Genomic DNA, 13,439 nt, shown 5'->3' with positions numbered 1-13,439 from the left:
TCTATCTTACTAATTCTAAGGGCGGGGGTTCAGCCTCAGCGATCGCCGGATCATCTCGAGGCTTGCCTTGTCCATCTGCGCGACGTTGAAGCGCATCATATCGCTCGCCGATTGGCTGGTGCTAAAGATGTCGCCCGGCGCCAGCACCAGGCCCTCAGTCATCGCCGCTTTCGCCACCGCCGCGGCGGAGCGTCCGTCCGGCAGCCGGCCCCAGAGGGTGAAGCCGCCCCGCGGCATCGTCCATGCCGCGATTCCGAGGCCCGACAGCGCAGCCGCGACGTCGCGGCGGCAATGATCGAGGCGGGTGCGCAACGTCTTCAGATGCCGGCTATAGGCCTCGTCCCTGAGAACCCCGAGCACGAGTTCGACTGCCACCGGGCTCGGGCCGCCGAAGTTCGTCGCGATCTGCAGGTCCACCAGCGCCTCGATCCAGTCGGCCCGCGCGAGGATGTAGCCGCAGCGGACCGAGGCCGACAGCGTCTTCGAGAAGCTGCCGATCCGCACGACCCGGTCGAGCCCACCCATCACGGCGAGCCTCGGCGAAGGGTCCGGCTCGAAATCGGCGAAGATCTCGTCCTCGACGATGACCATGTCCTGCGCCGCCGCGGTGTCGAGCACGGCCCGCGCCGTTTCCGCCGACAGGGTCGCGCCAGTCGGGTTGTGGATCGCCGAATTGGTGAGGTAGAGCCGCGGTCGATGCGCGGCGGCGGCCGCCATGAACAGCGCGACGTCCGGGCCGGTCGGGGTGTGGGGGACGCCAACGATGCGGACGCGGTGGGCGCGCAACAGGGCTTGGAAGTTGAAGTAGCAGGGATCGTCGACCAGCACGCAGTCACCGGGCTGCAGCAGCAAGCGGCAGAGAAGGTCCAGCGCCTGCGACCCCGAGGCGGCGAGCATGATCTCGTTGGCGCCGACGTCGATCCCCTCGCCGGCAAAGCGCCGGGCGAGATGGCTGCGCAGCCCGATGGAGCCGCGCGTCGGCCCGTAGTCGGCGAGGACGGCGGCATCGGCGCGGGCGAGGCGGCGGAGGCCGCGGCGGATCGCGGCTTCCGGCATCCAGTCCGCCGGCAGCCAGCCGCAGCCCGGGCGCAAAGTGGTGCCCGGCGCGTCGAGCGACTGCCGCGACACCCAGAAGGGATCGATCTCCCGATCGGCCCTCGGCTCGACCTCGGCGAGCGCCAGCGGCGGCAGGACACCGGCGACGTAGAAACCGGAGCCCGGCCGCGACCGGATGAGGCCCTCTGCCGCCAGCCGGCCATAGGCCTCGGCGACCGTCGACGGCGATACGGCGAGCGTGTCGGCAAAACCCCGGATCGACGGCAGCCGATCGCCGGCGGTGAGGATGCGGGCCGCCATTCGCTGGCGGATCTCCTGCATCACCGCGCCGGTGCGGCTTCCCGGCGTCATCCTCTCCAGCATCGCTGTCGCCCTCGCTGGCCCTTTGACCCATACGGTTTCCATCAACCGTACTGAACTGTCACTGTCCGCGCCAGCTACCGCCGCGCTATCCCGACGTCGAACGAAGGGGGAGACGGCATGGACAGGACCACGGCGGGATGGGGCAGCGGGCTGCTCGGCGTCATCATCTTCAGCGGGTCGCTGCCGGCGACGCGGGTCGCGGTGCACGGCTTCACGCCGCTGTTCCTGACGTCGGCCCGCGCCGTCATCGCCGCGCTGATCGCCGCAGCCCTCCTCGCCGGCCTGCGGCAGAAGCGGCCGGCGGCGGGCGACCTCCTCTCGCTGGCGATCGTTGCCCTCGGCGTCGTCATCGGCTTCCCGCTGCTGACGGCGCTGGCGCTGCAGCAGATGACCTCGGCGCATTCGATCGTCTTCATCGGCCTGTTGCCGCTCGCCACCGCCGTCTTCGGGGTTCTGCGCGGCGGCGAGCGGCCGAAGCCGGCCTTCTGGCTCTTCTCGCTTCTCGGCAGCGGCGCCGTCGCAGGTTTCGCGCTGGCCGGCAGCAGCGGCGCCTCGCTCGCCGGCGACCTGATGATGGTCGCGGCGATCGTCATCTGCGGCCTCGGCTATGCCGAAGGGGCGGCGCTGTCGCGGCGGCTCGGCGGCTGGCAGGTCATCTGCTGGGCGCTGGTCCTCGCGCTGCCGCTGATGCTGGCGCTGGCGCTGGTCGTTCGTCCAACGGGGCTCGCGGATGTCGGCGCCTCCGCCTGGCTCGGCCTCGGCTACGTCTCGGTCTTCAGCATGCTGATCGGCTTCGTCTTCTGGTACCGCGGGCTCGCGCTCGGCGGCATTGCCGGCGTCGGGCAGCTGCAGCTGCTCCAGCCGTTCTTCGGCCTGGCGCTGGCCGCGCTCCTGCTTGGCGAACCGGTCGCCTGGAGCATGGTGACTGTGACGGGGCTGGTCGTCCTCTGCGTCGCCGGCGCCAAGCGCTTCGCCTGAAAGGCAAGCGCCCGGCCGCAGTGCGGCCCGGCCGAAGGGCCGGAGCGCTTCAAAGGTCTGGACGAGGGCGGCGCCTCCCCTATCCCCGCCCGCGCCCCTTGGCCGGGCCGCGCAAGGCGCGCGTCGCGCGGATCGCCGCTTGCGCTGCCGCAAGCCGGGCGATCGGCACGCGGAAGGGCGAGCAGGAGACGTAGTCGAGGCCGACCTGCTCGAAGAAGGTGATCGAGGCGGGGTCGCCGCCCTGTTCGCCGCAGACCCCGAGCGAGATGTCCGGCCGGGTGCGCCGCGCCTTCTCCACCGCCATGGCGATAAGCTCGCCGACGCCCTCGACGTCGATCGACTGGAACGGATCGCGCTCGATGATCCCCTTGCGCTCGTAGGTCGACAGGAAGTTGGCGCTGTCGTCGCGCGAAATGCCGAACACGGTCTGCGTTAGGTCGTTGGTGCCGAACGAGAAGAAGTCGGCGACCTCGGCGATGGTATCGGCCCGCACGATGGCGCGCGGCAGCTCGATCATCGTGCCGACGAGATAGTTCACGCGCTTGCCGCGCTCGATCGCGACCTCCTCGGCGACCTCGTCGATCAACTGCTTGACGAAATCGAGCTCTTTGCGAAGGCCGACCAGCGGCACCATGATCTCCGGCACCACCGCCTCGCCGGCCCGCTCGCCGGCCTCGATCGCCGCCTCGAAGATCGCGCGCGCCTGCACCTCGACGATCTCTGGATAGGAGATGGCGAGGCGGCAGCCGCGGTGGCCGAGCATGGGGTTGATCTCCTGCAGCTTCTCGATGCGCTCGCGCAGCACCCGCTCCTCGATCCCCATCTGCAAGGCGGTCTCGGCGATCTCCGCCTCGCTTTTGGGCAGGAACTCGTGCAGCGGCGGGTCGAGCAAGCGGATCGTCACCGGCTGGCCGGCCATGATCTCGAACAGCTCGACGAAGTCCGAGCGCTGGATCGGCAGCAGGTGCTCGAGCGCCGCACGGCGCCCCTCCTCGTCGGGGGCGAGTATCATCTCGCGCATGAAGCGGATTCGATCACCGTCGAAGAACATGTGCTCGGTGCGGCAGAGGCCGATGCCCTCGGCGCCGAAGGAGCGGGCGGCGCGCGCCTCGATCGGCGTCTCCGCATTGGTGCGAACGCCCATCCGGCGGGCCCGGTCAGCGTATTGCATCAGGGTCGCGAAATCGCCGGAGAGCACCGGCCGCTTCAGCCGCGCCGAGCCCTCGATCACCTCGCCGGAGGTGCCGTCGATGGTGATCTGGTCACCGGCCCGCAGCGTCAGGCCGCCGGCCTTCAGCGCACCGGCCTCGGCGTCGATCCGCAGCGAGCCGGCGCCGGTGACGCAAGGCTTGCCGATGCCGCGGGCGACGACGGCGGCATGGCTCGTCGTGCCGCCGCGCACCGTCAGGACGCCCTCGGCGACGTGCATGCCGTGGATGTCCTCCGGATGCGTCTCGTTGCGCACGAGGATCACCGGCCGCCCCTCGCCGGCGAGCTGCTGGGCGCGCTCGGAGGTGAAGACGATCTCTCCCGTCGCCGCGCCCGGCGAGGCCGGCATGCCGCGGGCGATGATGACGTGGTCGGGATTGTGTACGATCGTTGCGTGCAACAACTGGTCGAGCGAGGCCGGGTCGATCCTGAGGATCGCCTCCTCCTCCTCGATCAGCCCCTCGCGCACCAGCTCGACGGCGATGCGGACCGCCTCGGCGGCCGTGCGCTTGGCGACCCGCGACTGCAGGAGGAAGAGCTCGCTGTCGCCGACCATGAAGTCGACCTCGACGGCGTCGCCGACATGCGCCTCCAGCCGGCGGACATGGTCGGCAAGCGCGCCGAGATCGCCCGGAAAGCCGTGCGGCAGCGCAGCAGCATGGCTGTCGAGCAACGCCTCCAGCCGCCAGCGCTCGACCCGGTGGCCGATGTCGCTGCGCTCGCGGCCGCCGAGGCCAAACTCGCCGGTGAGGCGCGACTGGCCGGTCTGAGGATCGCGCGACAGCGCCTTGCCGGTACCAGAATTCTCGTCGCGCTCGTTGAAGATCATCGCGTGCACGGTGACGGCAAGGCCGGCATTCTCGGCAATGCCGTGCAGCACGCGGAAGGCACGCGCGAGCGGGTTGCGCCAACTGGCGAAGCTCGCCTCGACCACCTTGAACAGCTGCTCGACCGGGGTCTGCGGCAAGGTCTCGCCGATCTCGTCCTCGATGAAGGCGAGGTAACGGGCGATCAGCGCGCGCCACTGCTCAGCGCTGCCGGGCTCGTGCCCGGGCCAGGCGGCATTCACCCGCTCAGCATCAGCGAGATCCTCGAAATCGCCGGGCTCGACGCTGTAGACGAGGACCGCGAAGGATTCGATGAAGCGCCGGTAGCTGCGGAAGGCGAAGTCGAGATCCTCGAGCTCGGCGCTCAGCACCTCGACCGTGCGGTCGTTCATGCCGACGTCGAGCACCGTGTCGGCAAGGCCGGGAATGGCGGTGCGCGAGCTGGTGCGCACGGCGAGCAGCAGCGGCCGCTCCGCATCGTCGAAGCGGCGGTCGCTCGAAGCTTCCAGCCATTCGACGGCCGCGGTGATTTCCGAGCGCAGCGCTTGCGGCAGGCTGCCTTGCCCGGCCGAGGCCTCGCGCCAGGCGGTCGAGGTGATTGTAAAGCCGGGCGGGACCGGCAGGTCGAGCGAGGCGAGCAGCGCAAGGTTCGCGCCCTTGGCGCCGAGCGCCTCGAAGGCGTCGGCCGTGCGCTCGGCCGCGCCGCGCTTGAAGGTGTGGACTCGTTTGGCCATCGGACGGTGCCGCGTGCTTCCCAGATTCGCTGTGCCCCGCCTTCAAATGGGCAGGTCATCAAACACTTACGGGAAATCGGCGGGCCCGCCAATTGTTGCGACGCAAAAAGAAGCGGAGGGCTTGTTCTGAAGAGCCGCACCGCGCCGACCGGACGCGATGCAGTGTCTCGGATATCCGCCGGCTTGATAGAAGGCGGCTGTGCCGCTTACTTCGCCGCGGCGATGATGGCGCCAAATTCTGCGGCGCTCATGGCGCCCGGATATTTCGCGCCGTTGATGAAGAAGGTGGGCGTGGCGTTGACGCCGAAGTCGGTCTCGCCGCGCTTCTGCATCTCGACGACCTTCTCCTGCAGCGCCTTGTCGTTGAGGCAAGCGGCGAAGGTCTCCTGGGTGAAGCCGGCGAGCTTGGCGATGCCGAGGAGGGCTTCCGATGCGTTCTGGGCGCGGGCCCACTGCTCCTGCTGGTGGAAGAGCACGTCGACCATGGCGGTGCGGCGGTCGTCGGGGGCGCAGCGGGCGAGCATGAAGGCGGCGACGGCGCGCGGATCAAACGGGAACTCGCGCAGGATCAGCTTGGCCTTGCCGGTGTCGATGTAGTCCCTCTTCACCGTCGGCCAGATGTTGACGGCGAAGTCGGCGCAATGGCTGCAGGTCATCGAGGCGTATTCGACAATGGTCACCGGCGCGTTGGCGTCGCCGATGACGACGTCGGGCAGGCTGCCTGGCGCCATCAGCTTGGCGACATCGACGGTGCCTTGTGGCGCGGGCGCTTCGACGGCGGCGGCCTGCGGGGCCGCCGGCGCGGCCGGGGTTGCGGCGGGCGAGGTCGCCGCGCCCGGCACCGGCGTTGCGGCCGGCGCTGCAGGAGTGGTTTCCTGCGCCTGCGCGGTGGAGACGACGTTGGTCGAGGCGGTCTCCTCGCCGGAGCAGCCGGCGATCGCCAGCATGGCGGCGCCCGCCGCGAGCAGCACCGACGTGCGCGCGATGGACCTGGCGTCGTTGCGAATGAGTGTGCGCATCGTTGTTTTCCCGTCTCTCGTGCCGGCCGGCCCTGCCTGCCCCTGGTGTACATGCTGCATAGAAAGAGATTGTGGCAAAGCCAATAGACGTTGGCGTGAGCCGGGCTTACCGTTTGGTCACGGGCAGTCGGCGCAGCACGCTGTCGCCGAAGGCCGCGAGCGCTGCCTTGAGCTTTGGATCCTCGATCCGGCTGGTCATCTCCGCAATGCCTTCGGCCTCGCCGGGCTGCAGCGGACGCAGCTTCGGCTTGCGGTTGGGCCGCCCGCCGGCCACCGCCTTCTGGACGATCTTCATCCGGGCGACGGCGGGATAGCCGAAGAAGGCGTTGACCCGGCCGACGAGCTCGGAGGTCTGGTGCTGCAGCCGTAGCACCGAGGCGCCCTCGCAGGCGACGACGAGCGTCGCTGGCTCGAAAGGATCGTCCTCGTTGCGCCGCGGCGGCCAGACCAGCTTCTCCGGCCGGCAGACGCCGACGAGGCGGGTGCCGACGAGATCCGGCCAGGCGGCGATCAGCCCGGTGGTCATGCCGGCCTTGCGCGCCAGCACCGGGTCGAGCAGCGCCGAGGCGAGGTCGCCGACCGGCTTGGCGCCATAGCTGACCCAGGGCTTCTTCATCGCCGGTCCAGCGCCGCTGCGCGGGGTGAACCGCCGCCCGTCTGCGCCGGCACAGAGGCCGCGATCAGCGCCAGCGAAAACACCCAGACGGCATCGAGAATGTCGTGGAACAGCATGATGTTGGTCATGCCCGCGCCGACGAAGGCGACGAACAGGATGAGTGCCGCCGCCAGCCGGCGACCGCCGCCGAGCGTGAAGCGGGCGCGCCAGGCGACGTAGAGCGGCGACAGGATCATCAGGATCAGCGCGGCGATGCCGATCAGGCCGGCATCGACCCCGACGGTCAGGAAGATGTTGTGGAAATGCGAGAAGGTCAGCCCCTCGAAGGTCGTGCGGTTGAGATAGGGCGTCACCGCCGCCCAATGGTTCTCGGAACCGTAGCCGAACCAAGGCTGCGCCTCGATCGCCCGGACCGCCGCGCCATACATTTCCTTGCGCAGGTTCAGCGAGGTCGGGGTCTCGGCATTGGCCGCGATCAGCCCGAGATCGGCCCACATCTGCCCGATCCGGCTGTGGATCACCGGCAAGGCGACGACCACGACGGCCGCCGCGATGGCGCCGAACAGCAGAAGCACGGCCGCGCGCAGGCGTCCGGACGCCGCACGCCAGAGCGCTGCGAACTCCCGCCGCTGCGCGAAGATGGCAATGCCGACGCAGACCGGCAGCAGCGGCCAGGCGCCGCGCATGCCGGAGAGGATCACCGCGACGCAGGCTCCCAGCACGCCGCAGAGCGTCAGCAGCAGGCGCCAGCCGCTTTGCGTGCGCGACACCGAGAGGATGGCCCAGCCGGCACAGAGCAGCGAGGTCACCGACAACGGCCCCGGATTGCCGGCAAGGGCCTGCACCCGCGGCGAGCCGAGGGCGTATTCGACGAGCACGATGGGCAAAAGCACCGCGCCGCCGACAACCGCCCCGAAGAAGGCGGGCGGCAGCGTGTCGGCGAACTGCGAGTGCCGCATGCGCGGCACGAGGAAGAGGGGGATGACGAAGGGCAGCAAGGCCGCGACATCGAGCAGCGCGCTCGGCCGGCGGTCGTGGAACAACTCCGAGGCGGAGATCACCACGAAGAACAGCAGCGAGGCGTAGACAATCGGACGGTCGGACGGCTGAAGCTTCAGCGCAAACCGCCGTAGCAGGATCGACAGCAAGGCCCAGACGCCGAGGAGGCCGCCGATCACCGAGGCGCCGGAGCCGCCGGCTGCGGCCAAGAAGTACAGGGTAAAGTTCGACAGCCGGTTGCGCCGTCCGAGCCTGACGGGATCGCGGTTCAGGACGAAAGCCCGTGCCCGCTCGAAAGGCGACAGGCCGACGACTGGCGCCACCGGGGCTCCGGCGATGAGGCTGGGCACAGCCCTCCGCGACAGGTCCGGTGCAGACAGCGGCTCGACAGCCCTCACGCCTGCGCCCCGACAGCGACATGGACGGCTTGCTCGATCGACATCGGGTAGCTCACATCATTCATTCCAGGAAAATTCCACCGCAGCACGAGAATTGAAACCCTTGTCCATCCCGGCGGACTTGGAGGACCAGCTTGACGCCTTCTTTATGGCAAGGACCGCGGCGTCGAGCCTTGCGATGGCCGCGCGGCGCCCTTCCGGTGGTACTGTGCGGGAGGAGTGGCCCCGCCAGGTCGCGGCATCACCCATCTTCTTGCCGGTTCGATGCTGCCCGCTTCGCCGGTTTCGCCGTGACGTTAGCGTGCAACGCTTGATGGATCGTTTCAGGAGCCGTTTCGAGGAAGACAAGGCGGTGCCCCTCGCTTAAAGCCTTCGTCCAACCCCCTATGCCGCGCCGCCGGCATTCCTTTTGCGTGCGATGGTTACGCCATGAAAGTCAAGGCCTCCCTCCCCGCGGGACCTTCCGCCAGGGCTCCCGACGGCGCCGAGCCCGCGGCCTCGGCACATCTGCTCGCCTGGTACGACCGGCATGCGCGGGTCCTGCCCTGGCGCGTCAGTCCGGCGGACGGCCAGCGCGGGGAGCGGGCCGATGCCTACCGGGTCTGGCTGTCGGAGATCATGCTGCAGCAGACGACGGTGGCGACCGTCATCGCCTATTTCGAGCGGTTCGTGCAGCAATGGCCCGACGTGGACGCGCTCGCGGATGCGCCGACCGAGGCGGTGATGGGCGCCTGGGCAGGGCTCGGCTACTACGCGCGCGCCCGCAACCTCCACGCTTGCGCCAAGGCGGTGGTGGCCTTGCACGGCTCGCGTTTTCCCGAGACGGCGGAGGGCTTGCGAACCCTGCCGGGGATCGGCGACTACACCTCGGCGGCGGTCGCGGCGATCGCCTTTGGCGAAAAGATCGCCGTGGTCGACGGCAATATCGAGCGCGTCGTCAGCCGGCTGTTCAAGATCGCGACGCCCCTCCCCGCCGGCCGCGACGAGATCCGCCGGCAGATGCAGGCGCTGACACCGGCGGGCCGGCCGGGCGATTTCGCGCAGGCCATGATGGACCTCGGCGCGACGATCTGCACGCCGAAGCGTCCGGCCTGCGTCCTCTGCCCGATCTCGGCCGACTGTCAGGCACGGCAGGACGGGACGATGGAGAGTTTCCCGGTGAAGGCGGCAAAGCGCGCCAAGCCGGAGCGCCGCGGCGCGGCTTTCGTCGCGGTGCGCGAAAGAGACGGCGCCGTCTGGCTGCGGCGCCGGCCGGAGAGCGGCATGCTCGGCGGCATGGCCGAGCCGCCGACGACGGACTGGCGCGTCGGCCGGGACGGCGCGATCGGCGCTGACGCGGCGCCGTTCAAGGCGGCGTGGGCGCCCGCCGGGGCCGTCGTCCACGTCTTCACCCATTTCACCCTGACGCTGGAAGTCTGGCGCGCGACGCTCACGAGCGACCCCGGAACCGAAGGCTGGTGGGCGGGACCGAACCGGCTGCCCGGCGAGGCCTTGCCGACCCTCATGAAGAAGGCGATCGCGCTCGCTGCGCCGGACGCCCTCGCGCAGGAACCCGAAAAGCCGAAACGGAAGAGAACGACATGATCGGCCACATCGTCTTCGACATCGGCCGCGTGCTGATCCACTGGGATCCGGAAAGGCCTTTCCTCGACCTCATCCCGGACAAGGTGGAGCGTGCGCATTTCCTCTCGGAGGTCTGCAACTCGGCCTGGAACCTCGAACAGGACCGCGGCCGGCCGTGGCTTGAAGCGGAAGACCAGCTGATCGCGCTTCATCCCGAGAAGGCGGAGCTCATCCGCAGCTACCGCCGGCACTGGACCGCCATGGTGCCGCATGCCTACGAAGACACGGTGGCGATCCTGCGCGCCCTCCTCACTGAGGGCCGCGACGTGACGCTGCTGACGAATTTCGCCGCGGACACGTTTCGCGAGGCGCAAGGGATCTACGGCTTCCTCAAGGAGGCCCGCGGCGTCACCATGTCGGGCGAGATCGGCCTCGTGAAGCCCGATCCGGCGATCTACGCCCACCATGCGGAGCGCTTCGCGCTCGATCCCGCGCGCAGCCTGTTCATCGACGACAGCCTGGTTAACGTCCAAGGCGCACGCGCCGCCGGCTGGCAGGCCATCCATTTTCAGAATGCCGAGCAGCTGCGGCGCGATCTCGCCGACTTCGGGATCAACGTCCCCGCGAACGGCTGAGCCTCAGGATCAGCCGCAGCCGCGCGAGCGGCGAAGGCCGCCGTTCGCGCGGCCGACCTTCGACGATCAGGCGCTGACGGCCGCCATACGGTCGCGGATTTCCTGGCGCAGCTCGTCGATGACCCGCAGCGTCTTGCCGTGGCGCACATGCCAGAACGTCCAGCCATTGCAGGCGTCGAGCCCTTGCACCTGGGCGCCGAGGCGGTGAATCGAGGCGGCGTGATCGCCGATGGCGATGGTGCCGTCGGCCCGGACGTTGGCGACCCAGCGGCCCTTGGAATCCGTCAGCTCGGCGCCGGGCGCGACGAGGCCGGCCTCGATCAGGCTGTTGAACGGCACCCGCGGCTCGGCGCGCTTGGAGGTGACCGCCTGCAGCGCGCGCAGGTCGAGCGGCTCGACGGCGTCGATGCGCGCTTGGGCCGCCTCGATATAGGCGTCATCGCGCTCGATCCCGACGAAGTGCCGGCCGAGGCGCTTGGCGACCGCGCCGGTGGTGCCGGTGCCGAAGAACGGGTCGAGCACGACGTCGCCGGGCTTGGTCGAGGACAAAAGCACGCGGGCCAGCAACGCTTCCGGCTTCTGGGTCGGGTGCGCCTTGCGGCCCGCCTCGTCCTTCAGCCGCTCGCCGCCCGAGCAGATCGGGAACAGCCAGTCCGAGCGCATCTGCAGGTCGTCGTTCGCCGCCTTCATGGCATCGTAGTTGAAAGTGTAGGCCTTGGCGTGTCTGTCGCGCGAGGCCCAGATCATCGTCTCATGCGCGTTCTGGAACCGCCGGCCGCGGAAATTCGGCATCGGGTTGGCCTTGCGCCAGACGACGTCGTTCAGCATCCAGAAGCCGAGATCCTGGACGATCGAGCCGACGCGGAAGATGTTGTGGTAGGAGCCGATCACCCAGATCGTGCCGTTCGGCTTCAACAGGCGACGTGCTGCCAGCAGCCAGGCGCGGGTGAAGTTGTCGTAGGCGGCAAAACTCTCGAACTGGTCCCACTCGTCGTCGACGGCGTCGACCTTCGACTGGTCCGGCCGGTGCAGGTCGCCGCCGAGCTGCAGGTTGTAGGGCGGATCGGCGAAGATCACGTCGACCGAGCCGGCCGGGAGCGACTCCATGCGGGAGATGCAGTCCCCCTTGATGATCGTGTCGAGCCAGGTGGCCTTGGCGGCAACGGGATCGAAGCCCAGCTCGGAAGTCGTCAGAGGACGCGCTTTTGCCATTTTTCTCACCGGTTACGCAGAACAATTACCAACGGCATGGTTACCGAACAGCGTAAACAATCGATGAAGCAGCGCGCGAATTCGGCCGCCGCGCCGCCAGCGCATGGCAGCCGCGCCCTCGACAGGACAGGTGCGACGCGATAGTGCCGCGGCCTGCAGATCCGAAAATTCCAGACACAGACGCCCCAGACACAGACGCCGGAGTAACCATGCCCGCCCTCGCCCTCGCCATTTTCGACTGTGACGGCGTTCTCGTCGACTCCGAGATCATCGCCGCGCGCATCGAGGCCGAGATGTTTGCCGAGGTCGGCTATGAGATCTCCGCCGAGGAACTGGCCGAGCGCTTTGCCGGCCTCACGCTGCCGCGCATCCTCGAACTGGTGAGCGAGGAGACCGGCATCCGCTTCGCCGAGGAGTTCGCCGACCGGGTGGAGAAGGAGACCGACGTCCGGCTCGGCCGCGACCTTGAGGCGATCGCCGGTGTCCAGCAAATGCTCGACGCCATCGATCTGCCGCGCTGCATCTGCTCGAACTCGTCCTCGGCGCGGCTGGAACTGTCGCTGACGCCGCTGAAGCTCTGGGACCGGTTCAAGCCCTATGTCTACGCCGCGCGCGAGGTCGGCAGCAAGAAGGGCAAGCCGGCGCCCGACGTCTACCTCTACGCCTGCGCCGAGTTCGGCGTCGCCCCCGCCAGCGCCATCGTGCTCGAAGATTCCGTGCACGGGGTGGCGGCCGGCGTCGCCGCCGGCTGCCGCGTCGTCGGCTTCACCGGCGGCAGCCACAGCTATCCCGGCCACGCCGAGGCACTGAGCGAAGCCGGCGCCGAAACCGTCATCGCCCGCCTGCAGGACTATCCGGCGGTGGTCGAGGCGATGGCAGCCTGGGACGCCGTCTGACGCCCATTCCCTGTTCGAAGCCGGCATAGTACGCTGCAGCGAGTGCACGCGGAGACGGCCGATGGCGAAGAATTCACGGCATGTGGTAGCGACCCGCGACGGGGGCTGGGGCGTCCGCCGATACGGTGCGGCGCGCTCCGGCAAGGTCTTCAGGACACAGGCGGATGCGGTGACCTACGCGACCGACGTGGCCAGACGCGAGCGGACCGAACTTTACGTTCATCAACGCGATGGCAGCATCCAGCAGAAAATCAACTTCGGGGTCGATGCCGGTTCGCAGCAGCGCTGATGCGACGGGACGAGGGATTTGAGACCAGCGTCTTCATCAACTGCCCGTTCGACGAACCTTACATGCTGCTGCTTCGGCCGATCCTCTTCACCATCATCGACCTTGGCCTTTACCCGCGCTTGGCCCTCGAAAGCCTCGATTCAGGTCGGCCGCGGATCGAGAAGATCATCGGCCTCATCGAATCCTGCAAATATGCCATTCACGACCTTTCCCGGCTGCAGGCCGCCGAAGTCGGCGAATACTTCCGGCTCAACATGCCGCTAGAACTTGGCATCGACATCGGCTGCCGGCTGTTCAAGGGAGGCCAGTGGTCCGGAAAGAAGTGCCTGATCCTGGAAGCCGAGCGGTTTCGCTACCAAGCGGCCATTTCCGACATGTCCAACTCGGACATCGCGGTCCACGGCAACGACCCCATCGAGGCGTCCGCCGTGGTCCGGAACTGGCTGAATGCCGAAGCACAGCTTCGAGCTCCGGGACCGGCGACGATCTATAACCGCTTCAACGACTTCACCACCGACAACTATGATGCGCTGTCGCTTCGCGGCTACTCCAGCCGCGACATCCTGCGACAGCCCATCGTCGAGTTGATCGACGATATGTCAGGCTGGAAGCGCCTAAACTGAAGACCAGACCTGCCCTGAAAGG

Annotated in this window: 12 protein-coding genes; 6 read left to right on the top strand and 6 right to left on the bottom strand. The window is 68.6% G+C overall.

Annotated features, from left to right (window positions below; translation table 11 throughout):
• Positions 1-15: 15 nt before the first annotated feature.
• A complete protein-coding gene (locus ACZLZQ_RS20220; RefSeq protein ID WP_472950897.1) occupies positions 16-1,419 on the bottom strand; it encodes an aminotransferase-like domain-containing protein in 1,404 nt (467 codons plus the stop codon).
• Positions 1,420-1,536: 117 nt separating this feature from the next.
• Here ACZLZQ_RS20220 and ACZLZQ_RS20215 point away from each other — a divergent pair, with 117 nt between their 5' ends.
• Entirely contained in the window at positions 1,537-2,397 is an 861-nt protein-coding gene (locus ACZLZQ_RS20215; protein WP_472950896.1) for a DMT family transporter, read from the top strand.
• A 79-nt stretch (positions 2,398-2,476) separates the two neighbouring features.
• On the opposite strand, the gene ppdK is transcribed toward ACZLZQ_RS20215, so the two are convergent.
• The 4 genes from ppdK to ACZLZQ_RS20195 all read right to left on the bottom strand — a co-directional run bounded on the left by ppdK (position 2,477) and on the right by ACZLZQ_RS20195 (position 8,124).
• Positions 2,477-5,167 (bottom strand): pyruvate, phosphate dikinase, encoded by a 2,691-nt coding sequence (gene ppdK / locus ACZLZQ_RS20210; protein WP_472950895.1) that lies wholly within the window; start codon positions 5,165-5,167, stop codon positions 2,477-2,479.
• 206 nt (positions 5,168-5,373) lie between these two features.
• Positions 5,374-6,186 (bottom strand): DsbA family protein, encoded by an 813-nt coding sequence (locus ACZLZQ_RS20205; protein ID WP_472950894.1) that lies wholly within the window; start codon positions 6,184-6,186, stop codon positions 5,374-5,376.
• Between the two features lie 106 nt (positions 6,187-6,292).
• On the bottom strand, positions 6,293-6,802 hold the full coding sequence (locus tag ACZLZQ_RS20200) for a DUF721 domain-containing protein (RefSeq protein ID WP_472934633.1): 510 nt from the start codon (positions 6,800-6,802) through the stop codon (positions 6,293-6,295).
• Complete coding sequence (locus ACZLZQ_RS20195) at positions 6,799-8,124, bottom strand: O-antigen ligase family protein (protein ID WP_472950893.1); 1,326 nt, start codon at positions 8,122-8,124, stop codon at positions 6,799-6,801. Before ACZLZQ_RS20195 ends, ACZLZQ_RS20200 begins: the two co-directional genes overlap by 4 nt.
• Positions 8,125-8,628: 504 nt before the next feature.
• On the opposite strand from ACZLZQ_RS20195, the gene mutY reads away from it, so the two are divergent.
• Positions 8,629-9,783 (top strand): A/G-specific adenine glycosylase, encoded by a 1,155-nt coding sequence (mutY, locus tag ACZLZQ_RS20190; protein ID WP_472950892.1) that lies wholly within the window; start codon positions 8,629-8,631, stop codon positions 9,781-9,783.
• Positions 9,780-10,397 carry an HAD family hydrolase gene (locus ACZLZQ_RS20185; RefSeq protein WP_472950891.1) on the top strand — a complete coding sequence of 206 codons (618 nt, stop codon included), beginning with the start codon at positions 9,780-9,782 and terminating at the stop codon, positions 10,395-10,397. Before mutY ends, ACZLZQ_RS20185 begins: the two co-directional genes overlap by 4 nt.
• Before the next feature lie 66 nt (positions 10,398-10,463).
• Here ACZLZQ_RS20185 and ACZLZQ_RS20180 read toward each other — a convergent pair whose 3' ends face one another.
• Positions 10,464-11,609, bottom strand: coding sequence for a site-specific DNA-methyltransferase (locus ACZLZQ_RS20180; RefSeq protein WP_472950890.1), 1,146 nt, complete (start codon positions 11,607-11,609; stop codon positions 10,464-10,466).
• A 209-nt stretch (positions 11,610-11,818) separates the two neighbouring features.
• Here ACZLZQ_RS20180 and ACZLZQ_RS20175 point away from each other — a divergent pair, with 209 nt between their 5' ends.
• The 3 genes from ACZLZQ_RS20175 to ACZLZQ_RS20165 all read left to right on the top strand — a co-directional run bounded on the left by ACZLZQ_RS20175 (position 11,819) and on the right by ACZLZQ_RS20165 (position 13,417).
• Complete coding sequence (locus ACZLZQ_RS20175; RefSeq protein WP_472934628.1) at positions 11,819-12,505, top strand: HAD family hydrolase; 687 nt, start codon at positions 11,819-11,821, stop codon at positions 12,503-12,505.
• Positions 12,506-12,566: 61 nt separating this feature from the next.
• Complete coding sequence (locus tag ACZLZQ_RS20170; protein WP_472950889.1) at positions 12,567-12,794, top strand: DUF2188 domain-containing protein; 228 nt, start codon at positions 12,567-12,569, stop codon at positions 12,792-12,794.
• Positions 12,794-13,417 carry a hypothetical protein gene (locus tag ACZLZQ_RS20165; RefSeq protein ID WP_472950888.1) on the top strand — a complete coding sequence of 208 codons (624 nt, stop codon included), beginning with the start codon at positions 12,794-12,796 and terminating at the stop codon, positions 13,415-13,417. Before ACZLZQ_RS20170 ends, ACZLZQ_RS20165 begins: the two co-directional genes overlap by 1 nt.
• Positions 13,418-13,439 lie beyond the last annotated feature (22 nt).

This window comes from Mesocryomonas lacus (genome assembly GCF_055730105.2).
The sequence above is the reverse complement of the archived record's forward strand: the minus strand, read 5'-3'. Positions and strand labels throughout refer to the sequence as shown.

What these genes read in the sequence shown, in the direction of transcription:
- mutY (WP_472950892.1), top strand. Translation starts at nt 8,629, where the DNA reads ATGAAAGTCAAGGCCTCCCTCCCCGCGGGACCTTCCGCCAGGGCTCCC.
- ACZLZQ_RS20215 (WP_472950896.1), top strand. Translation starts at nt 1,537, where the DNA reads ATGGACAGGACCACGGCGGGATGGGGCAGCGGGCTGCTCGGCGTCATC.
- ACZLZQ_RS20185 (WP_472950891.1), top strand. Translation starts at nt 9,780, where the DNA reads ATGATCGGCCACATCGTCTTCGACATCGGCCGCGTGCTGATCCACTGG.
- ACZLZQ_RS20205 (WP_472950894.1), bottom strand. Translation starts at nt 6,186, where the DNA reads ATGCGCACACTCATTCGCAACGACGCCAGGTCCATCGCGCGCACGTCG.
- ACZLZQ_RS20220 (WP_472950897.1), bottom strand. Translation starts at nt 1,419, where the DNA reads ATGCTGGAGAGGATGACGCCGGGAAGCCGCACCGGCGCGGTGATGCAG.
- ACZLZQ_RS20200 (WP_472934633.1), bottom strand. Translation starts at nt 6,802, where the DNA reads ATGAAGAAGCCCTGGGTCAGCTATGGCGCCAAGCCGGTCGGCGACCTC.
- ACZLZQ_RS20180 (WP_472950890.1), bottom strand. Translation starts at nt 11,609, where the DNA reads ATGGCAAAAGCGCGTCCTCTGACGACTTCCGAGCTGGGCTTCGATCCC.
- ppdK (WP_472950895.1), bottom strand. Translation starts at nt 5,167, where the DNA reads ATGGCCAAACGAGTCCACACCTTCAAGCGCGGCGCGGCCGAGCGCACG.
- ACZLZQ_RS20165 (WP_472950888.1), top strand. Translation starts at nt 12,794, where the DNA reads ATGCGACGGGACGAGGGATTTGAGACCAGCGTCTTCATCAACTGCCCG.
- ACZLZQ_RS20175 (WP_472934628.1), top strand. Translation starts at nt 11,819, where the DNA reads ATGCCCGCCCTCGCCCTCGCCATTTTCGACTGTGACGGCGTTCTCGTC.
- ACZLZQ_RS20170 (WP_472950889.1), top strand. Translation starts at nt 12,567, where the DNA reads ATGGCGAAGAATTCACGGCATGTGGTAGCGACCCGCGACGGGGGCTGG.